Annotated in this window: 15 protein-coding genes; 5 read left to right on the top strand and 10 right to left on the bottom strand. The window is 59.5% G+C overall.

What is annotated here, in order from left to right; genetic code table 11:
* The 8 genes from ACQKP4_RS14000 to mtnA form a co-directional block, all read right to left on the bottom strand.
* On the bottom strand, positions 1-867 hold an 867-nt coding region (locus tag ACQKP4_RS14000; protein WP_427633990.1), incomplete at its 3' end, for a S1 RNA-binding domain-containing protein.
* 120 nt (positions 868-987) lie between these two features.
* Entirely contained in the window at positions 988-1,677 is a 690-nt protein-coding gene (cmk, locus tag ACQKP4_RS13995) for a (d)CMP kinase (protein WP_427633989.1), read from the bottom strand.
* Positions 1,674-3,881: a bifunctional prephenate dehydrogenase/3-phosphoshikimate 1-carboxyvinyltransferase gene (locus ACQKP4_RS13990; protein ID WP_427633993.1), complete on the bottom strand. Its 2,208-nt coding sequence runs from the start codon at positions 3,879-3,881 to the stop codon at positions 1,674-1,676. The genes cmk and ACQKP4_RS13990 overlap by 4 nt, the downstream gene beginning before the upstream one ends.
* 28 nt (positions 3,882-3,909) lie before the next feature.
* On the bottom strand, positions 3,910-5,022 hold the full coding sequence (hisC, locus tag ACQKP4_RS13985) for a histidinol-phosphate transaminase (protein ID WP_427633987.1): 1,113 nt from the start codon (positions 5,020-5,022) through the stop codon (positions 3,910-3,912).
* Between the two features lie 10 nt (positions 5,023-5,032).
* A complete protein-coding gene (gene pheA / locus ACQKP4_RS13980; RefSeq protein WP_427633985.1) occupies positions 5,033-6,127 on the bottom strand; it encodes a prephenate dehydratase in 1,095 nt (364 codons plus the stop codon).
* Entirely contained in the window at positions 6,127-7,212 is a 1,086-nt protein-coding gene (gene serC, locus ACQKP4_RS13975) for a 3-phosphoserine/phosphohydroxythreonine transaminase (RefSeq protein WP_427633983.1), read from the bottom strand. Before serC ends, pheA begins: the two co-directional genes overlap by 1 nt.
* A 314-nt stretch (positions 7,213-7,526) precedes the next feature.
* Complete coding sequence (gene gyrA / locus ACQKP4_RS13970; RefSeq protein WP_427633981.1) at positions 7,527-10,190, bottom strand: DNA gyrase subunit A; 2,664 nt, start codon at positions 10,188-10,190, stop codon at positions 7,527-7,529.
* A 447-nt stretch (positions 10,191-10,637) separates the two neighbouring features.
* Positions 10,638-11,714, bottom strand: coding sequence for an S-methyl-5-thioribose-1-phosphate isomerase (mtnA, locus tag ACQKP4_RS13965; protein WP_427633979.1), 1,077 nt, complete (start codon positions 11,712-11,714; stop codon positions 10,638-10,640).
* A gap of 107 nt (positions 11,715-11,821) precedes the next feature.
* On the opposite strand from mtnA, the gene ACQKP4_RS13960 reads away from it, so the two are divergent.
* The 5 genes from ACQKP4_RS13960 (at position 11,822) to ACQKP4_RS13940 (ending at position 16,698) form a co-directional block, all read left to right on the top strand.
* Positions 11,822-13,156: a TRZ/ATZ family hydrolase gene (locus tag ACQKP4_RS13960; protein ID WP_427633977.1), complete on the top strand. Its 1,335-nt coding sequence runs from the start codon at positions 11,822-11,824 to the stop codon at positions 13,154-13,156.
* Positions 13,157-13,213: 57 nt separating this feature from the next.
* Positions 13,214-13,912, top strand: coding sequence for a bifunctional 2-polyprenyl-6-hydroxyphenol methylase/3-demethylubiquinol 3-O-methyltransferase UbiG (ubiG, locus tag ACQKP4_RS13955; RefSeq protein ID WP_427633975.1), 699 nt, complete (start codon positions 13,214-13,216; stop codon positions 13,910-13,912).
* 4 nt (positions 13,913-13,916) lie between these two features.
* Complete coding sequence (gene mupP / locus ACQKP4_RS13950) at positions 13,917-14,588, top strand: N-acetylmuramic acid 6-phosphate phosphatase MupP (protein WP_283183652.1); 672 nt, start codon at positions 13,917-13,919, stop codon at positions 14,586-14,588.
* A 69-nt stretch (positions 14,589-14,657) separates the two neighbouring features.
* Complete coding sequence (locus tag ACQKP4_RS13945) at positions 14,658-15,398, top strand: YciK family oxidoreductase (RefSeq protein ID WP_427633973.1); 741 nt, start codon at positions 14,658-14,660, stop codon at positions 15,396-15,398.
* Positions 15,399-15,771: 373 nt separating this feature from the next.
* Complete coding sequence (locus ACQKP4_RS13940) at positions 15,772-16,698, top strand: GGDEF domain-containing protein (protein ID WP_427633971.1); 927 nt, start codon at positions 15,772-15,774, stop codon at positions 16,696-16,698.
* Positions 16,699-16,760: 62 nt separating this feature from the next.
* On the opposite strand, the gene ACQKP4_RS13935 is transcribed toward ACQKP4_RS13940, so the two are convergent.
* Together ACQKP4_RS13935 and ACQKP4_RS13930 are read right to left on the bottom strand one after the other, a co-directional pair.
* Positions 16,761-17,522, bottom strand: a complete 762-nt coding sequence (locus tag ACQKP4_RS13935; protein ID WP_427633969.1) for a TenA family transcriptional regulator — start codon at positions 17,520-17,522, stop codon at positions 16,761-16,763.
* 78 nt (positions 17,523-17,600) lie between these two features.
* Positions 17,601-20,060: an EAL domain-containing protein gene (locus ACQKP4_RS13930; RefSeq protein WP_427633967.1), complete on the bottom strand. Its 2,460-nt coding sequence runs from the start codon at positions 20,058-20,060 to the stop codon at positions 17,601-17,603.
* Positions 20,061-20,323 lie beyond the last annotated feature (263 nt).

The raw sequence follows: 20,323 nt of genomic DNA, 5'->3' as shown, positions 1-20,323 counted from the left end.
AAGCGCACCACCGACCGTCGCGGCAAAGTCGTCGAGCATACCGCCGCCGACCTGGTGACCTACGACGCGCGCAAGGGCGGTCCGGGCTCCCAGGGAAACACGATTGCGTTCGCGATCGTACTTCAGAACCTTGACATCGATCTCGTCGCCAACGTTGACGATTTCGGAAGGATGCTTGATACGCTTCCAAGCCATGTCGGTAATGTGCAGCAGGCCATCGACGCCACCCAGATCGACGAATGCGCCGTAATCGGTGAGGTTTTTGACGATACCTTTGACTTGTTGACCTTCCTGCAGGGATTCCAGCAGAGCTTCACGCTCGGCGGAGTTCTCGGCTTCGAGGACGCTACGACGGGAAACGACAACGTTGTTGCGTTTCTGGTCAAGCTTGATGACCTTGAATTCCAGCTCTTTGCCTTCCAGGTGCGTAGTATCGCGCACAGGACGGACGTCAACCAGAGAACCTGGCAGGAACGCACGGATGCCGTTAACGTCGACAGTGAAGCCGCCTTTAACCTTACCGTTGATAACGCCCTTGACCACTTCTTCGGCTGCGAAGGCTGCTTCCAGAACAATCCAGCATTCAGCGCGCTTGGCTTTTTCACGGGACAGCTTGGTTTCACCAAAGCCGTCTTCAACCGAGTCCAGCGCAACGTGAACTTCGTCACCGACATTGATAGTCAGATCGCCAGCGTCGTTGTAGAACTGCTCAAGCGGGATGAGTGCTTCAGACTTCAGGCCAGCGTGAACGGTTACCCAGCGAGCCTGGTAATCGATATCAACGATAACACCGGTGATGATGGAGCCTGCCTGAAGGTTCAGGGTTTTTAGGCTTTCTTCAAAGAGTTCCGCAAAGCTTTCGCTCATTTTAATTCCTGTTGAATAAGGGCGAAGGATACGCCCATCTCCACATCCCAGACGACGTGGGTTACGTTCATTTAAAGAAGCATTGCAAGACTATGACTGGTCCCCTGCAGAGCTTCTTGGTCATCCGGCGATATCGCGTAGTGCGATCTCGCTCATGATGCGTTCCAGCACCTGATCGATGGATAATTCCGTGGAATCCAGCTGGATGGCGTCAGCCGCCGGCTTGAGCGGGGATACCGCTCGCTGGGTGTCGCGCTCGTCGCGGACACGTATCTCATCTAGCAGACTCGACAGACTAACACCATCGACTTTGCCCTTCAACTGCAAGTATCGACGGCGCGCCCGCTCCTCGGCACTGGCAGTGAGGAATATCTTCAGTGGCGCATCCGGAAAAACCACGGTGCCCATGTCGCGACCATCGGCCACCAGGCCCGGCGCCTCCTGAAACGCCCGCTGGCGCTGCAACAGAGCATCGCGTACCGCCGGCAGCGCGGCGACCTGGGATGCCCAGGCACCGACTTGTTCATTACGCAAATCATCGGTGACATCGTCACCTTCGAGGATGATTCGCTGCGGATGACCTTCGGTCGCGCCGACGAACTGCACGTCCAGATGAGCGGCCAACAGCTTCAGCGACTCTTCGTTGGTGAGATCCACGCCATGGTTGCGCGCGGCGAATGCCAGCAAACGGTACAGCGCACCAGAATCCAGCAAACACCACCCCAGGCGCTTGGCCAGAATCCCGGCGATGGTGCCTTTGCCCGAACCGCTAGGTCCGTCGATGGTGATAACCGGTGGCTTGATATTCACGACTGAGCCTCTTGTGCAACACGGATGCCGACTTGCGCGCACAACGCCAGGAAGTTCGGGAACGAAGTCGCGACGTTGGCGCAATCATGGATGCGGATCGGTGCAGTGGCGCGCAACGAGGCAACGCTGAAGGCCATGGCAATCCGGTGATCGCCGTGACCGTGCACTTCGCCGCCGCCAATCAGGCCGCCGTCGATGATGATGCCATCCGGGGTCGGCTCACATTTAACGCCCAACGCGAGCAAGCCGTCGGCCATGACCTGAATCCGGTCCGATTCCTTGACCCGCAATTCCTCGGCGCCGCGCAGGATGGTGCGCCCTTCGGCACATGCCGCTGCTACGAACAGCACCGGGAACTCGTCGATGGCCAGTGGCACCAACGCCTCCGGAATCTCGATACCTTTGAGCTTGGCTGCACGTACACGCAGATCAGCAACCGGCTCGCCGCCAACTTCACGCTGGTTTTCCAGAGTGATGTCGGCGCCCATCAGACGCAGGATGTCGATGACGCCAGTCCGGGTCGGGTTGATGCCGACGTGTTCCAGCACCAGTTCGGAGCCTTCGGCGATCGATGCCGCGACCAGGAAGAACGCCGAAGACGAGATGTCGCCCGGCACTTCGATGTGGGTCGCGGTCAGTTTGCGGCCGGACTCGACGGACGCCGTAGCGCCATTGACCGTGACCGGATAGCCGAAGCCGCGCAGCATGCGCTCGGTGTGATCGCGGGTCGGCGCCGGTTCGGTGACGGTGGTCTTGCCTTCGGCGTACAGACCGGCCAGCAGCAGGCAGGACTTAACCTGAGCGCTGGCCATCGGCATGGTGTACGTCAAACCTTTGAGCTTGTGGCCACCGCGAATGACCATCGGCGGACGCCCTTCGGCAGCGGTCTCGATCACAGCGCCCATTTCACGTAGCGGATTGGCCACGCGATTCATCGGACGCTTGGACAGCGAGGCGTCACCGGTCAGCGTGCTGTCGAAGCTCTGCGCAGCCAACAAGCCGGATAACAGACGCATCGATGTGCCGGAGTTGCCCAGATAGATCGGGCCCGGCGCAGGCTTCAGGCCATGCAGGCCGACGCCGTGGATGGTCACGCGACCGTGGTGCGGACCTTCGATCACCACCCCCATGTCGCGGAAGGCTTGCAAGGTCGCCAGCGCGTCTTCGCCTTCAAGGAAGCCTTCGACTTCGGTGACGCCTTCGGCCAGGGACCCGAGCATGATCGAACGGTGAGAAATGGATTTGTCGCCCGGTACACGAATCCGCCCAGTCAGGCGGCCACCAGGTTGTGCCAGGAAAATCAGGTCGTTGGAGTTCATAGCGTCCACATAAGCCCGGCGGGCCAGGATTTTACTGAAATGTTCGCGGGCAACCCGGGCGCGCGTAAACACGCCCAACAATTGGTGCCCATCCCCTGCATCGACCGCGTCGCGCAAGGCGTCGAGGTCGCTGCGAAATGTATCGAGTGTGCGCAGGACAGCTTCGCGGTTGGCGAGGAAGATGTCGTGCCACATGACCGGGTCGCTCCCCGCGATTCTTGTGAAATCGCGGAAACCGCCGGCAGCGTAACGGAAGATCTCAAGGTTTTCATTGCGCTTGGCCAACGAGTCGACCAAACCGAACGCCAGCAAGTGCGGCAAATGGCTAGTCGCCGCCAACACTTCGTCATGACGCTCGACCTGCATGTGCTCGACATCGGCACCCAATTCGCGCCACAAACGGTCAACCACTGCCAGAGCTGCCGGATCGGTTTGCTCCAGCGGTGTCAGGATTACTTTATGGCGACGAAACAGCTCGGCATTGGAGGCTTCCACCCCGCTTTGCTCGGAACCGGCAATCGGATGGCCCGGCACGAAACGCGCCGGCATGCCGCCAAACGCTGCGGTAGCCGCGCGCACCACGTTGCCTTTAGCGCTGCCGACATCAGTCAGAATGGCCGAACCCAACTGCATGCCAGCCAAGCGCGCCAGCATCTTCTCCATGGCGAGAATCGGCACGGCCAACTGAATCACGTCAGCGCCCTGGCACGCGGCGGCCAGGTCTTCTTCGCAGCGATCCACTACACCCAACTCGACCGCGAGTTTGCGTGATTGCGGGTCGAGATCGACGCCGACCACTTCGCCGCACAGGCCACTTTCACGCATGCCCTTGGCAAACGAACCGCCGATCAACCCCAGGCCGACCACCACCAGGCGGCCGATCACAGGTGCCGCAGGTTGCAGCGCAGTGACATCACCCACGAGCCAGAACCTTGGTCAACGCCGCAAGGAAGCGGCTGTTTTCGGCCGGCAAACCAATGGTGATGCGCAAGTGGTTCGGCATGCCGTAATTGGCCACCGGACGCACGATGACGCCTTCACGCAGCAGGCCCTGGAACGCCGGCGCCGCCACTTGTCCGAGATCGACGCAGATGAAGTTGCCCTTGGACGGAATCCAGCTCAGCCCCAATTGGCCAAAACCCGCTTGCAGTTGCTGCATGCCAGCTTCGTTCAAGCGACGGCTTTCGGCCAGGTATTCGGTGTCTTGCAATGCAGCGCACGCAGCGGCCAGCGCCAGGCTGTTTACGTTGAACGGTTGACGCACGCGGTTCAGCACATCTGCGACCACGGCGGTGGACAAGCCGTAACCGACCCGCAACGCCGCCAAGCCATAGGCCTTGGAGAAGGTACGCGACACCAGCAGGTTCGGATAAGCCGCCAGATAATCCAGGCCATCCGGCAAATCGCTGCCTTCGGCGTACTCGATATAGGCTTCGTCCAGCACCACCAGCACATGGGCCGGAACGTCCTGAAGGAATTCGTCCAGCGCTTCGGCGCCGAACCAGGTCCCGGTCGGGTTGTTCGGGTTGGCGATGAATACCACGCGAGTGTTGGCATCGATCGCCGCCAGCATCGCCGACAGATCATGCCCCCAGTCTTTGGCCGGGATGATGCGCGCGTCAGCGCCCACAGCTTGCGTGACGATCGGATAGACCGCAAACGCATGCTCGCTGAACACTGCGTTCAGGCCTGGCGCCAGATAGGCGCGCGCGACCAGCTCCAGAATGTCGTTGGAACCGTTGCCCAACGTCACCTGATCCAGCTCGACACGGCACTGATCGGCCAGCAAGGTCTTGAGCGCAAAACCGTTGCCGTCCGGATAGCGGGTCAGCTCGGCCGCTGCTTCGCGAATCGCGGCCAATGCCTTTGGACTGGCGCCCAACGGGTTTTCGTTGCTCGCCAGTTTGATGATGTTGGCCGGATCGATGTCCAGCTCACGCGCCAGTTCGTCCACGGGTTTGCCCGGAACGTACGGCGAAAGTTGTTGCACGCCCGGCTGTGCCAGAGCGAGGAAGTCACCACTCATTTGCTACCCCTTAGAGAACTGCTTTCGGGTAGGAACCCAGCACTTTGAGTGCTACTGCTTCCTGACTGATCTTTTCCAATACACCCTTGATCAACGGATCACGGTGATGACCGACGAAATCGATAAAGAACACGTAGGTCCATTTACCGCTGCGTGAAGGACGCGTCTCGATTCGCGTGAGGTCGATGCCGTTGTCATGGAACGGCACCAGCAATTCGTGAAGCGCGCCGGGTTTGTTGCTCATGGAAACGATGATCGAAGTCTTGTCGTCGCCGGTCGGCGGCACTTCCTGGCTGCCGATCATCAGGAAACGCGTGGAGTTGTCCGGGCGATCCTCGATTTTCTCGGCCAGATGGGTCAACCCGTACAGACTTGCCGCCATGTCGCCGGCAATCGCCGCCGAGTTCCACTCACCCTTGACCCGCTTGGCCGCTTCGGCGTTGCTGGAGACCGCCACGCGCTCGACATTCGGGTAGTGCGCGTCCAGCCACTTGCGGCACTGGGCCAGCGACTGAGCATGGGAATAGATGCGGCTGATGCTGTCGGTCTTGGTGTTTTCACCCACCAGCAGGTGATGGTGAATCCGCAACTCGACTTCGCCACAGATGACCATGTCGTGCTCGAGGAAGCTGTCGAGGGTGTGATTGACCGCGCCCTCGGTGGAGTTCTCCACCGGAACCACGCCAAAATTCACCGCGCCGGCCGCCACTTCGCGGAACACTTCGTCGATTGCCGCCATCGGCTTGCTGATCACCGCATGGCCGAAGTGCTTCATGGCCGCCGCTTGGGTAAAGGTGCCTTCCGGGCCGAGGTACGCCACTTTCAGCGGCTGCTCGAGGGCCAGGCACGAGGACATGATTTCGCGGAACAGCCGCGCCATTTCTTCGTTGCCCAGCGGCCCCTGATTGCGTTCCATCACGCGCTTGAGCACCTGGGCTTCACGCTCAGGACGATAGAACACCGGCACTTCGCCTTCGGCCAGCGAGGCCATCTTTACTCGCGCAACTTCCTGGGCGCAGCGTGCACGCTCACTGATCAGCTCCAGGACCTTGGTGTCCAGGGCATCAATGCGAACGCGCAGTGCCTTGAGTTCTTGCTCAGACATTAGCCGTGTTCCTTCTCGAACTCTGCCATGTACGAAACCAGTGCGTTGACCGCAACGATGTCGACGGCGTTATAGATGGAGGCGCGCATGCCACCCACGGAACGGTGACCTTTGAGGTTCAGCAGGCCTCGCTCGTCGGCACCGGCCAGGAATGGCTTGTCCAGACGGTCATCGGCCAGACGGAACGGTACGTTCATCCACGAGCGATCCGAGCGGTTGATCGGGTTGCTGTAGAGGCCGCTGGCGTCGATGAAGTCGTACAGCGTGCGCTGTTTCACCTCGTTGAGCTTGCCGATGGCTTCGACACCACCCTGCTCTTTCAGCCATTCGAATACCAGACCCGACAAGTACCAGGCCAGTGTCGGCGGAGTGTTGTACATCGAGCCGTTATCGGCCGCGACCTTGTAGTCGAGCATGGTCGGGCACAGCGAGCGCGCCTTGCCCAGCAGGTCTTCGCGAACGATGTTGACGACGATACCGCTCGGGCCGATATTTTTCTGGGCACCGGCGTAGATCATGCCGAAGCGCGAAATATCGACTGGACGCGACAGAATGTCCGAGGACATGTCGGCAACCAGCGGTACATCCCCGGTCTCGGGAATCCACTGGAATTCCAGACCGCCAATGGTTTCATTCGGTGCGTAGTGAACGTAGGCCGCGTCTTTGGACAGGCTCCATTCGTTTTGACCGGGAATAGCGAAATAGTCGTAAGGCTTGGCAGTCGCGGCAACGTTGACGTGGCCGTAGCGCGAAGCTTCTTCGATGGCTTTCTGCGACCAGATACCGGTGTCGATATAGTCGGCGGTGCCACTTTCAGGCAACAGGTTCAGCGGAATCTGGGCAAATTGCTGGCTGGCGCCGCCTTGCAGAAACAGCACTTTATAGTTCGAGGGGATATTCAGCAGATCACGCAGATCCTGCTCGGCCTTGGTCGCAATGGACACGAACTCATCACTGCGATGGCTCATTTCCATGACCGACAGGCCCTTGCCGTGCCAATCGAGGAGCTCACCCTGAGCGCGCTTCAGGACAGCTTCAGGCAGCGCCGCAGGACCGGCACAGAAGTTATAGGCTCTCTTGCTCACATCCAATCTCGCTCTGATTTGGTGGTATCACGCAATAAATCACGATATCAGTCGACACAAAGACCCAATGTGGGAGCGGGCTTGCCTGTGGCGAGGGGGCTTGCCCCCGTTCGATTGCGTAGCAATCGCAAACCAGTCGCCGCGCGCTAATGCGAGATTGCGGTGACTGGTTTCAGGGGCACTTCGCACCCCAACGGGGGCAAGCCCCCTCGCCACAAAAGCCCGGCACCCACACAAGATCTCCATGAGTGTCAAAACTTTCAAAAGGGACAAACAACAAGGGGCGAATTCTCATCCGCCCCCTGCTTGTCCGCTTATTGCTGCGGTTCTTCGTCGGCTGCGGCGTCGAGTTGCTGGTCTTCGGCAACGTCGTCGATCACGACCTCACCGTCGAACACTGCACCTTCTTCGCCCTCTTCGCCTTCGAGCTCTTCGCCCTCGACTTCCGACGGTTCCTGAACCCGCTCCAGACCGACCAGCGTTTCATCGCTGGCCAATTTGATCAGGGTCACGCCCTGGGTGTTACGCCCCAGGCTGGAGACTTCGTCGACACGGGTACGAACCAGGGTGCCCTGGTCGGAAATCAGCATGATCTCTTCACCGTCGAGCACCTGGACCGCGCCGACCAGACGGCCGTTACGGTCGTTGCTGACCATGGCGATAACGCCTTGACCGCCACGTTTGTACTCAGGGAACTCGGTGATCGCCGTGCGCTTGCCGAAACCACGCGCCGAAGCGGTTAGGATCTGGCTGCCTTCTTCCGGGATCAGCATGGAAATCAGCTTCTGCCCTTCCGGCAGGCGCATGCCGCGAACACCGCGAGCCGTACGACCCATGGCGCGAACGTCGGTTTCCTTGAAGCGAGTCACCTTGCCGCCGTCGGAGAACAGCATGACTTCGCGGCTGCCGTCGGTAATGGAAGCGGAAATCAGCACGTCGCCTTCATCCAGCTCCAGCGCGATCAGGCCGACGCTGCGTTGACGGCTGAAAGATTCCAGCGGGGTCTTCTTCACGGTGCCTTTGGCGGTCGCCATGAAGATGAAGTGACCTTCGGTGTATTCGTCGACCGGCAGCATGGTGGTGATGTATTCATCACTGTCCAGCGGCAGCAGGTTGACCAGCGGACGACCACGGGCCGCGCGCGAGGCTTCCGGAATTTCGTAGGTTTTCAGCCAGTACACTTTGCCTTTGCTGGAGAATAGCAGCAGCGTGGTGTGGCTGTTGGCAACCAGCAGGTGAGCGATGTAGTCCTCATCCTTGACGCCGGTCGCCGATTTGCCTTTGCCGCCACGACGCTGGGCCTGGTACGCAGCCAATGGCTGGGTCTTGGCGTAGCCACCGTGGGAGATGGTCACGACGCGCTCTTCTTCCGGGATCATGTCACCCAGGGTCAGGTCGAGACGGGCATCGAGAATTTCGGTGCGGCGCACGTCGCCGTATTCGGCGCGGATCACTTCCAGCTCTTCGCGGATCACTTCCATCAGGCGCGTGGCGCTGCTGAGGATGCGGATCAGTTCGCCGATCTGGTTGAGAATCTCTTGATACTCGGCCAGCAGCTTTTCGTGTTCCAGACCGGTCAGACGGTGCAGACGCAGTTCCAGAATGGCTTGCGCCTGTTCTGGCGACAGGAAGTACTTGCCTTCACGCAGGCCGTATTGCGGGTCCAGGGTCTCCGGACGGCATGAATCGGCACCGGCGCGCTCAACCATCGCAACCACGGCGGAAGATTCCCACGCAGTCTTGATCAGCGCTTCCTTGGCTTCCGACGGCGTTGGCGAGGCTTTGATCAGGGCGATGACCGGGTCGATGTTCGACAGGGCAACGGCTTGACCTTCCAGGATGTGACCACGTTCGCGGGCTTTACGCAGCTCGAACACGGTGCGGCGGGTAACCACTTCGCGACGGTGACGAACGAAGGCTTCCAGCAGGTCCTTGAGGTTCAGTATCCGTGGACGGCCGTCGATCAGCGCAACGATGTTGATACCGAACACCGCTTGCAACTGGGTCTGGGCGTAGAGGTTGTTGAGGATCACCTCAGGCACTTCGCCGCGACGCAGTTCGATCACCACGCGCATACCGTCTTTGTCGGACTCGTCGCGCAGTTCGGTGATGCCTTCCAGCTTCTTCTCTTTAACCAGCTCGGCGATCTTCTCGATCAGACGGGCCTTGTTCAACTGGTAAGGGAGTTCGGTGATAACGATCTGTTGGCGACCACCGACCTTGTCGATGTCTTCAATCGTCGAACGCGCACGCATGTAAATGCGCCCGCGACCGGTGCGGTAGGCTTCGATGATGCCGGCGCGACCGTTGATGATCGCGGCGGTCGGGAAGTCCGGACCGGGGATGTATTGCATCAGCTCATCGATGGTCAACTCGGGGTTGTCGATGAGCGCCAGGCAACCGTCGATGACTTCACCGAGGTTGTGCGGCGGGATGTTAGTCGCCATGCCCACGGCGATACCGCTGGAGCCGTTGACCAACAGGTTGGGAATACGGGTCGGCATGACCGCCGGGATCATTTCGGTGCCGTCGTAGTTCGGCACCCAGTCCACGGTTTCTTTGTGCAGGTCAGCCAGCAGCTCGTGCGCCAGCTTGGTCATGCGCACTTCGGTGTATCGCATGGCCGCGGCGTTGTCGCCGTCCACCGAACCGAAGTTGCCCTGACCGTCTACCAGCAGGTAGCGCAGCGAGAATGGCTGCGCCATCCGAACGATGGTGTCGTAGACAGCGGTATCACCGTGCGGGTGATATTTACCGATCACGTCACCGACAACACGGGCAGATTTCTTGTACGGCTTGTTGAAGTCGTTACCCAGCTCGCTCATCGCGAACAGCACACGCCGGTGCACGGGCTTCAAGCCATCGCGCGCATCCGGCAGGGCCCGCCCGACAATTACGCTCATTGCGTAGTCGAGGTAGGACTGCTTCAGCTCGTCTTCGATATTGACCGGTAGGATTTCTTTGGCCAGTTCGCCCATGAGAAGCTCGATTCCTTTTTCTGGTGAAACCTCGTCACATCCATATGGGACGAACGAAGCTCGCCGTTGCAGGCTGAGTGCCATGCACCGACTTACGACAAACCAACGATTTTTGCCATGGATTTGCGCAGTTAAGACAACCCCGCGGGACTGCCTCGGAAAACGCCGGATGTTATCACAAGAGCCGCCACGCACCTATCCCCCATATGAGCATGGAGCATAGTTAGTTGACCGGTGACAGGCTTGAAGGAGACGAGAGGGGCTTAGAGCCGCAATGAATGCAGATTCTGTAGATGAATGAGGGTTATTTGGTGGCTGTAACTGCCACTTCGCGAGCACGCCCGCTCCCACATTGGTTCACTGGTGGGCCTGAGATCATGGCCTCACATCAATCAATTGTGGGAATAGGCGTGCTCGCGGAGGCGATTTATCAGGCGCCAGACCGCTTTAATGCAGGCGCTTGCGGCACATCAACTGCGCCATCTTCGCGGTGTCCGGCCGCTCGACGATGCCTTTTTCGGTGACGATCGCATCAATCAGGTCGGCCGGCGTCACGTCGAACACCGGATTGAACGCATCGACGTCCGCTCCGACGCGCTTGCCGCCGACCTCCAGCAATTCGCGACCGTCGCGTTCTTCGATAGGAATTTCGTCACCGCTGGCCAGGTTCATGTCGATGGTCGAGCTCGGCGCGACGACCATGAAACGCACGCCGTGGTGCATGGCGTTGACCGCCAGTTGATAAGTGCCGATCTTGTTCGCCACATCGCCATTGGCGGTGATCCGGTCGGCACCGACGATCACCCAGGTCACGCCTTTGGTTTTCATGATGTGCGCCGCAGCGGAGTCGGCATTTACCGTCACGGGAATGCCTTCATTGGCCAATTCCCACGCGGTCAAGCGCGAACCTTGCAGCCACGGACGGGTTTCGTCGGCGTAGACGCGCTCGACCATACCCTCGATGAAAGCCGCGCGAATCACCCCCAGCGCCGTGCCGAAACCGCCCGTCGCCAGCGCACCCGTGTTGCAGTGCGTCAGGATTGCCTGCGCATTGCCCTGATGCTTGCGGATCAGGTCCACGCCCAGTTGCGCCATGGTCAGGTTGGCTTCGCGATCACTTTCATGAATGGCGATGGCCTCCGCCTCAAGCGCCGCCAGCGGGTCGGCATCGCCCTTGATTCGGTCCAGGCGGTCGCGCATGCGACTCAAGGCCCAGAACAGATTCACTGCCGTGGGCCGGGTATCGGCCAGCAAGGCGAAATCCTCTTCCCACGCCGCCTGCCAGTCACCGCCCTCGGCAATCCGCGCGCGGGCTGACAACACCATGCCATAGGCGGCACTGATGCCTATGGCCGGCGCGCCGCGCACCACCATCGAACGAATGGCCTCGGCCACCCCAGCGGCGCTGGAGTAGGCGATCCAGGTTTCTTCGAACGGCAGAATGCGCTGATCCAGCAGATACAGGGCGCCATCACGCCAATCGATGGCCTTCACTTTCTCCGCAGCCAACAGTCGATCGCGCATCAATCACCCCGCACTCATGAACAAAAGCCGCCGATTATAGCGATCCCCCCGCGAAGACGCTCGGGTATACTTCGCCATCCTTACAAAAGCACTGGAACCGACCTTCGATGCCGAACACTGCCGCTGCGCTCGACCTGTTGTTGCTGCCGACCTGGCTGGTACCCGTCGAACCTGCTGGCGTTGTCCTGAAGGAGCACGGCCTGGGCATTCGCGACGGGCGTATTGTGTTTATCGGCCCGCGCGAGGCTGCGCTGAAGCTTAACGCAACCGAAGTGCGCGAGTTGCCGGGCATGTTGCTCAGCCCGGGCCTGATCAATGCCCACGGGCATGCGGCGATGACGCTGTTCCGCGGCCTGGCCGATGATTTGCCGCTGATGACCTGGCTGGAAAACCACATCTGGCCCGCCGAGGCCAAGTGGGTCGATGAGGCGTTCGTCCGTGACGGCACCGACCTGGCCATCGCCGAACAGATAAAAGGTGGCATCACCTGTTTCTCTGACATGTATTTCTTCCCGAAGGTTGCCAGCGAGCGCGTGCACAACAGCGGCATACGCGCGCAAATCGCGATTCCGATCCTCGACTTCCCGATCCCCGGCGCCAGTTCGGCCGACGAAGCCATTCGTCAGGGCGTGGAATTGTTTGGCGATCTCAAACATCACGAGCGCATCAAAGTCACGTTCGGCCCCCACGCGCCGTACACCGTCGGCGACGAGAATCTGGAGAAAATCCGGGTGATCGCCGAAGAGCTGGACGCCTCGATTCACATGCACGTCCACGAAACCGCCTTCGAAGTGCAGCAATCGGTCGAACAGCGTGGCGAACGGCCGCTGGCCCGACTCGGTCGTCTCGGCTTGCTGGGACCGCGCTTCCAGGCGGTTCACATGACCCAGATCAGCGATGAAGACCTGGTGTTGCTGGTAGAAAGCAACACCCATGTGATTCATTGCCCGGAGTCGAACCTGAAGCTGGCCAGCGGTTTTTGCCCGGTCGAGCGGTTGTGGCAGGCGGGCGTCAACGTCGCGGTCGGCACCGACGGCGCGGCCAGCAATAATGACCTCGACCTGCTCGGCGAAACCCGTACCGCCGCGCTGCTGGCCAAAGCCGTCGCCGGCTCCGCCACCGCGCTCGGCGCCCACAGTGCGCTGCGCATGGCCACGCTCAACGGCGCGCGGGCGCTGGGGATCGAAGCAGACACGGGCTCGCTGGAGATCGGCAAAGCCGCCGACATCGTCGCGTTTGACCTGTCCGGCCTGGCGCAGCAACCGGTCTACGACCCGGTTTCGCAGCTTATATACGCCACCGGCCGCGACTGCGTGAAACACCTGTGGGTCGCCGGCAAACAGCTGCTCGACGACCGGCGCCTGACGCGCCTGGATGAAGAACAGCTGTGCGCCACCGCCAAGGCCTGGGGCCAGCGCATCAGCGGCCACACCGAATCGTAAGCACCCCGGACCCACCACCGGGGCTACAGGATTTTTCAAGTTTTAGAGGACTGAACCATGAGCAACGTCGACCACGCCGAAATCGCAAAATTCGAAGCCCTGGCCCATCGCTGGTGGGACCGCGAAAGCGAGTTCAAACCGCTGCACGACATCAACCCGCTGCGCGTCAACTGGATTGACGAGCGTGTCAGCCTGGCGGGCAAAAAAGTCCTCGACGTCGGTTGCGGCGGCGGCATTCTCAGCGAGGCCATGGCCCAGCGCGGCGCCACCGTAATGGGCATTGACATGGGCGAAGCGCCGTTGGCGGTCGCGCAATTGCACCAACTGGAATCCGGAGTGAGCGTCGAATACCGGCAGATCACCGCCGAAGACCTCGCCGAGGAAATGCCTGAACAATTCGACGTCGTCACCTGCCTGGAAATGCTTGAGCACGTGCCGGACCCGTCCTCGGTGATCCGCGCCTGTTTCCGCATGGTCAAGCCGGGCGGCCAAGTGTTTTTCTCGACGATCAACCGCAACCCGAAGGCCTACCTGTTCGCCATCGTCGGCGCCGAATACATCATGAAGTTGCTGCCGCGTGGCACCCACGACTTCAAGAAATTCATCCGGCCTTCCGAGCTCGGTGCCTGGAGCCGCATGGCAGGCCTGACCGTCAAGGACATCATCGGCCTGACGTACAACCCGCTGACCAAGCATTACAAACTGGCGTCCGATGTTGACGTCAATTACATGATCCAGACCCTGCGCGAGGAATAAGCCGATGCGTATCAGAGCAGTCCTTTTCGACATGGACGGCACGCTGCTCGACACCGCGCCGGACTTCATCGCGATCTGCCAGGCAATGCGCGCCGACCGCGGCTTGCCACCGATGAACGACAAGCACATCCGTGACGAGATCTCGGGTGGCGCCAAAGCGATGGTCGCCGTGACCTTCTCCATGGACCCGGAATCGCCGGGCTTTGAAGCGTTGCGACTCGAGTTCCTGGAGCGCTATCTGGCCGGTTGTGCGGTTCACAGCAAGCTTTTCGACGGTATGGGCGAATTGCTCGCCGACATCGAGAAAGCCAACCTGATCTGGGGCGTGGTGACCAACAAACCGCTGCGCTTCGCCGAGCCGATCATGCAGCAACTGGGGCTGGCCGAGCGTTCGGCGCTGCTGATTTGCCCCGACCACGTGAAGAACAGCAAACCGGACCCGGAGCCGCTGATCCTGGCCTGCAAGATGCTCGACCTCGATCCGGCCAGCGTGCTGTTCGTGGGCGATGACTTGCGCGATATCGAATCCGGCCGTGATGCTGGCACCAAGACCGCCGCGGTGACGTACGGCTACATTCATCCGGACGATAATCCCCGGCATTGGGGCGCGGACGTCGTGGTCGATCATCCGCTGGAGTTGCGCAAGGTGCTCGACAGCGCCCTTTGTAGCTGCTGACCTGACGGGGGCAAGCCCCCTCACCACAGGTGACGCGTGCCTACTGTTGAATTGTTATGAGGTTTTTTTATGTTTGATTATTCCGCCCGCCCTGAATTGCTCAAGGACCGGGTCATCCTGGTCACTGGCGCTGGCCGGGGTATTGGCGCCGCCGCTGCGAAAACCTACGCCGCTCACGGCGCCACCGTGTTGCTGCTGGGCAAGACCGAAGCCAACCTGACTCAGGTCTATGACGAAATCGAAGCCGCCGGCCATCCTCAGCCGGCGGTGATTCCGTTCAATCTCGAAACCGCCCTGCCCCATCAATACGATGAGCTGGCCGCGATGATCGAAACCGAATTCGGCCACCTCGACGGTTTGCTGCACAACGCCTCGATCATTGGTCCGCGTACACCGCTCGAGCAGTTGTCGGGCGAGAATTTCATGCGTGTCATGCACGTCAACGTCAACGCGATGTTCATGCTCACCAGCACTCTTCTGCCGTTGCTCAAGCTGTCTCGGGACGCTTCGGTGGTGTTCACTTCAAGCAGCGTCGGTCGCAAGGGTCGCGCGTATTGGGGCGCTTATGGCGTGTCCAAGTTTGCAACGGAAGGTCTGATGCAAACCTTGGCCGATGAAGTTGAAAACGTCGCGCCAGTGCGCTCCAACAGCGTTAATCCGGGCGCGACCCGCACCAGCATGCGTGCCCAGGCTTATCCGGCCGAAAACCCGCAGAACAACCCTGCCCCGGAAGAGATCATGCCCGTCTATCTCTACTTGATGGGTCCGGACAGCATCGGTATCAATGGCCAGGCGTTTAACGCCCAGTAACAACCGCGCGTCGCATTTAGTGCCGCGCCGGCTTACCGTCGCGGCACTGAAACTCCGCTGCAACTACTGCGCTATAGAGTCAATTGGCCGGCGCTAAAAACCCTCACGCTTACCAAATACCGTCGCAGCATATTGATTCAGAACGATTTTTATCCGAATGAACTGAATGGCACGACTTTCGCTCTAAAGTTGTTCAGACACGCCGAGTGAAGCAAGCGGGCCAACGCCTCAGTCGATAGGTTACTAATCTTCGGCAAAGCGGACTAAACTTGCGTCAATTGTCCTGCGGGACTGATGGACCAGTATGACGCGCAGCCCACGCCGCTCTCACCCAGCCTGTAAGACAGCCTTACTGCTTAGGGGCTCACGCCATATGAAATCGCCTTCCCAGACCAACGCAATTGACTTTGATAGCGCCAAATTGCAACGCCTGGGCTTCGGTCAGCAGCCAGCTCTTCTGGAAAGGCCGGCGAGCCTGGCGCAGTTGCGTCAGCAACTGAGCCAACAGTTGCAAACCAGTCTTGAGCCACAACGCATTCTCGGTCTGTTCTTCCGTGAAATTCAGCGTCTGGTGCCGCTGGATGCCCTGACCTATGAGCATCCGGCCAGCGATTTGCGTCTGGAGTTCGGCCAGCGCGGCCATCATTCGGTCAGCTACAGCCTCAGTCATGAAGGCGAGCAGTTGGGTGAACTGGTGTTTCGGCGCAATCAGCGCTTCAGCGAACACGAACAGGGCAACCTCGAATCGTTGCTCTCAGCCCTGCTCTTTCCGATGCGCAACGCCCTGCTGTACCGCGCGGCAACCCAAAGTGCACTGCGCGATCCATTGACCGATACCGGCAACCGCATCGCCATGGACCAGACCCTGCAGCGTGAAATCGAGATGTCGCGGCGCCACCTGATGCCGTTGTCATTGCTGATGCTGGACATCGATCACTTCAAAAACGTCAACGATGTTTACGGCCATAGTGCTGGCGACGACGTATTGAAAGCGGTCGCTGCCGCGATCAAAAACCAGCTGCGCAACGTCGACATGGTGTTCCGTTTTGGCGGGGAGGAGTTTCTGATCCTGTTATCCAACACCACCCGCGAGGCCGCAGCCGTGGTTGGCGAACGGTTGCGCTGTGCGGCGCAGGCTCAGGAATATAAGGCCGACGGCAAGGCGATCGAACTGACGGTCAGTCTCGGCTGCTCGACCCTATTGCCCGGCGAGTCCGCCGAAAGCTTGTTACGCCGTGCCGACAGTGCGCTGTATGTCGCCAAACGCGAAGGCCGCAACCGGTTGACGATGGCAGGTTGAGCCGCCACCGCTGAAAAAAAGGGGAGCCAAATGGCTCCCCTTTTTAGTGCGCGAACTTCAGATCAGTTTTCGGCCAGCGCCATCCGTTCACGCAACAGCGGCAGCTTTTCCGAATGCTCTAGCGCCATGCAACGCTCAAGAAACAGGTGCATGTAGTCATAGCTCTTGCATACAGCCTGACGCAGTTCCGCTTGCAGGGATTTGCTCGGGTTCATGCCCGCCAGGGTGCAGATAATTTCCAGTGCCTCCCAGGGATGGGCGTCGTCGTACTGGGCGTGCATCTTCAACCACTTCATCGCCCGCTTGCGGTCCTCCTCCGGGAACGCTGCCGCGTAGACGCCAGTGGAGCAAACCACTGCCGACCACTCGCCGGTCGCGCCCTCAATGGCGTAGTTGGTCGCGGCGATGGCAACGATCAGCGAATCCGCCGAACTGGTGTGCCAGCACCAATGGCTCAAGGCGTGAAGTTCGGGGGCCACCTGTTGCGCCTGCAAATCTTCCAGGCTGACGCCATGGGCCCGGCTCCAGTGCACCCAATAATCGGCGTGGTTGAGTTCCACGCGAATATTGCGCATGAGCCATCGTCGCGCCATGTCTTCACCGGGATGACGGGCGAAACGGGTCTTGGTCAGGTTTTGTGCCATGTATAACGCGAACTGTTCGACCACTGGCCAGCCACCAATAAGGTACTGACGCATGGTTTTTGCGCTGAGTTTGTTATCACGCATGCGCTGATACAGTTCGTGTTCGACAACCCGGCGCTTACTCTCGCTGCAATCCTTGATGAGCTGTTGTGCCCAGGCGGGATAACTTGCAGCTTCCATGAGTGGTCCGGTTCGGTTGAATGTGTCGATCACTGTCGGGCTCCTTTTGATTGTGATTGTTCGGATCAGCAAGAGATTTCAGCGGAATGTGCCGGGCGCCTTGAATAACAAAGGTTGAGGCCTGGCAGGACGACTTTGCAGACTATCGCAGGTAAACAGATGCGGGCGTTCAATCACATACCCTTGAGCGAAGTCGACCCCTATCTCCAGTAATGCCTGTTCGATCTGGGGTGTTTCTACAAACTCTGCAATCGTGCGTTTACCCATTACATGTCCGATGTGATTGATCACTTCGACCATGGCGCGGTTAATCGGGTCGTCCAGCATGTCCTTTACGAAACTTCCATCGATCTTCAGGAAGTCTACAGGTAAATGTTTCAAGTAAGCGAATGAGGACATTCCGGCGCAGAAGTCATCCAATGAAAAATGACATCCTAAACCTTTGAGTTCATTGATAAATCTAATTGCACTTCCTAAATTCGAAATGGCACTCGTTTCGGTGATTTCAAAACAAATCATTTCAGGCGGAATGGCATAAGTAACAAACTGTTCACGCAGGAAGTCCAGGAACGCCTCATCTCCTATAGTTGTGCCTGACAGATTAATCGCACACATGGCCAGCGGTTCTTTATGTCCGTCCTTTATACATTGAGCAATGATCTTGAAAACATTCTCGACCACCCAACGATCAAGCGCTGTCATCAAGCCATAACGCTCGGCCGCCGGAATGAAACTGTCGGGCAATATCATGCGACCGGCTTCGTCATGCAGGCGCAGCAGAATTTCGATGTGCCCACTCCCGCGTTGGGTATGCCCAAGCGGCGCAATCTCTTGGGAGTACAGACAGAAGCGGTTCTCTTCCAGCGCCATATGCAATCGCTGCACCCACGCCATTTCACCGAAGCGCAGGGACAGTTCCGAGTCATCGGCGTGATACACCTGAACCCGGTTACGGCCCTTTTCCTTGGCCATGTAACACGCCATATCGGCTGCGCGCAGCGACGATTCGAGGGTCGTCGGCGCTTGGGCGACATGCACCAGCCCGATACTCACCGTCGTGACGAATGGCCGCCCCTTCCATACAAAATGCAGATTCTGCACGGTCTGGCGCAGCCCCTCGGCAATCTTTTCGGCCGCTTCCGGCGGGCAGTTCTCCAGCAAAATGCCGAACTCGTCACCGCCCAACCGCGCCAGCGTGTCACCTTCGCGCAAACCTGATTGCAACAAGGCGCAGATATGCCGCAGCAACTCATCGCCCGCCGCATGGCCGCAGGTGTCGTTGACCAGCTTGAATTGGTCCAGATCAAGGAACATCAACGCGTGGCGACCGGATTGCCGCGTCAGGTTATGCAGCGCCTGCTCGAGGCGATACTCGAATTCGCGGCGGTTGGCCAGCCCGGTCAAGGCGTCATGGGTTGCCTGCCAGGACAGATTGGCGATGTATTGCCGCTCCTGGGTCATGTCGTGCAGCACCAGCACAGTGCCGCTGACCTTGCCGGCGTTGCGGATCGGCGAACCCACCAGGGTCACCGAGACCGTGCTGCCGTCCAGGCGCTGGATCAGTTTTGAATGCTCGCTGCCACCGCTGAGCTGTCCGCTCAGAATGTGCTCGATCAGGGTGAAGCCGTCCGCCTGGGCATTGTCATCCAGAAGGTTGAACAACGCCGCCAGGGGTAACCCCGTTGCCTGCTCGGCTTTCCAGTGGGTCAGGGCTTCAGCCGCGGGGTTCATGTAGGCAATTGCGCCCTCGACATCCGTGGTAATCACCCCGTCACCGATCGACTGCAGGGTGATCTGTGCCCGGTCTTTTTCCAGTTGCAGTGCCTCGGCAAACGCGTGGCGTTGTTTGAGCAACTTGTGGGTACGCAACAGGGCGAGCGCAATCAACCCCAGCGCAGTGGCGAGGTTCGTCACCAGCAGCAATCGCAGGATCAGGCGCGAGCCCTCGCCCAAGGCATCGCTGAAGGCTTTGGCCGCGGGCGTCACGCCATCGTTGATGGCGAATATCTGCTCTTTCCAGCGCCGGATGTCGGCGTTCGAGGCCTGGCTGTCGGTGATCTGTCGATGCATCTCCTGCGCGACGTCATCGAGTTGCACCAAGTAGCCGTCACCCACGGTCCAGCGGTCGATAGCCTTCTCAAGGTAGCTGAAGTGCCGGAAATTGAGGTACAGCCAGATCAGGCTGGATACGTCGTCGGGATGGTTGCCCCCCTTGAGAATCGCGACCCGCGCAGCCTCAATGTTGGGCGGCTGGTGATCCAGCGCCAGGCGCAGTTCATGACCGCCCTGTGGCACCGCAATAGCGTCCCGGTATTTATTGAAAATCGCCTCGTCGCGGCTGTCCGCATAGAGGTTGAGGTAGTAGATGGCGTCCTTCTGGCCCTTTGACCACAGGCTTTCCCCGGCCACATAGCCACGAACCGCCGACAGCACATACAGACTGACCCCGCCCAATAGCGCCTGGAAAAGCACTACGGCAATAAATGGCCAGACGATGCCTAACAACCTTGGCGTTCCGAGAGTCCGCGTCTGATTCATGAGTTCCCTTGATTTAGCACTGCCAGATCATCATTCCGAGGTGATCGCTACAGCTAGACTAGGGGGCGTTCTCGGTCCCGGCAAGCGAGAAGCCGGTTGTGATGACCAAGTCCCTGCAAATAGCTGTTGTTTCCAGGGCGTTGCCGGCAGCCGCGCTGTCCGTATCAAAATATCTATATACCGCCCTCCTGCTCTCGTTTTCGCTTGAAATCGGACCACGACCCATCGCCTTTGTGCGATGCGACGATGATTCGACAATCAAG

It is taken from the genome of Pseudomonas sp. NPDC086278 (assembly GCF_050280905.1).
In the GTDB taxonomy this organism is placed as follows: domain Bacteria; phylum Pseudomonadota; class Gammaproteobacteria; order Pseudomonadales; family Pseudomonadaceae; genus Aquipseudomonas.
This window is presented reverse-complemented; position numbering and strand designations above follow the sequence as displayed.

What these genes read in the sequence shown, in the direction of transcription:
- mupP (WP_283183652.1), top strand. Translation starts at nt 13,917, where the DNA reads ATGCGTATCAGAGCAGTCCTTTTCGACATGGACGGCACGCTGCTCGAC.
- mtnA (WP_427633979.1), bottom strand. Translation starts at nt 11,714, where the DNA reads ATGCGCGATCGACTGTTGGCTGCGGAGAAAGTGAAGGCCATCGATTGG.
- ACQKP4_RS13930 (WP_427633967.1), bottom strand. Translation starts at nt 20,060, where the DNA reads ATGAATCAGACGCGGACTCTCGGAACGCCAAGGTTGTTAGGCATCGTC.
- ACQKP4_RS13940 (WP_427633971.1), top strand. Translation starts at nt 15,772, where the DNA reads ATGAAATCGCCTTCCCAGACCAACGCAATTGACTTTGATAGCGCCAAA.
- pheA (WP_427633985.1), bottom strand. Translation starts at nt 6,127, where the DNA reads ATGTCTGAGCAAGAACTCAAGGCACTGCGCGTTCGCATTGATGCCCTG.
- ACQKP4_RS13935 (WP_427633969.1), bottom strand. Translation starts at nt 17,522, where the DNA reads ATGGAAGCTGCAAGTTATCCCGCCTGGGCACAACAGCTCATCAAGGAT.
- ACQKP4_RS13960 (WP_427633977.1), top strand. Translation starts at nt 11,822, where the DNA reads ATGCCGAACACTGCCGCTGCGCTCGACCTGTTGTTGCTGCCGACCTGG.
- ACQKP4_RS13945 (WP_427633973.1), top strand. Translation starts at nt 14,658, where the DNA reads ATGTTTGATTATTCCGCCCGCCCTGAATTGCTCAAGGACCGGGTCATC.
- gyrA (WP_427633981.1), bottom strand. Translation starts at nt 10,190, where the DNA reads ATGGGCGAACTGGCCAAAGAAATCCTACCGGTCAATATCGAAGACGAG.
- ubiG (WP_427633975.1), top strand. Translation starts at nt 13,214, where the DNA reads ATGAGCAACGTCGACCACGCCGAAATCGCAAAATTCGAAGCCCTGGCC.
- hisC (WP_427633987.1), bottom strand. Translation starts at nt 5,022, where the DNA reads ATGAGTGGTGACTTCCTCGCTCTGGCACAGCCGGGCGTGCAACAACTT.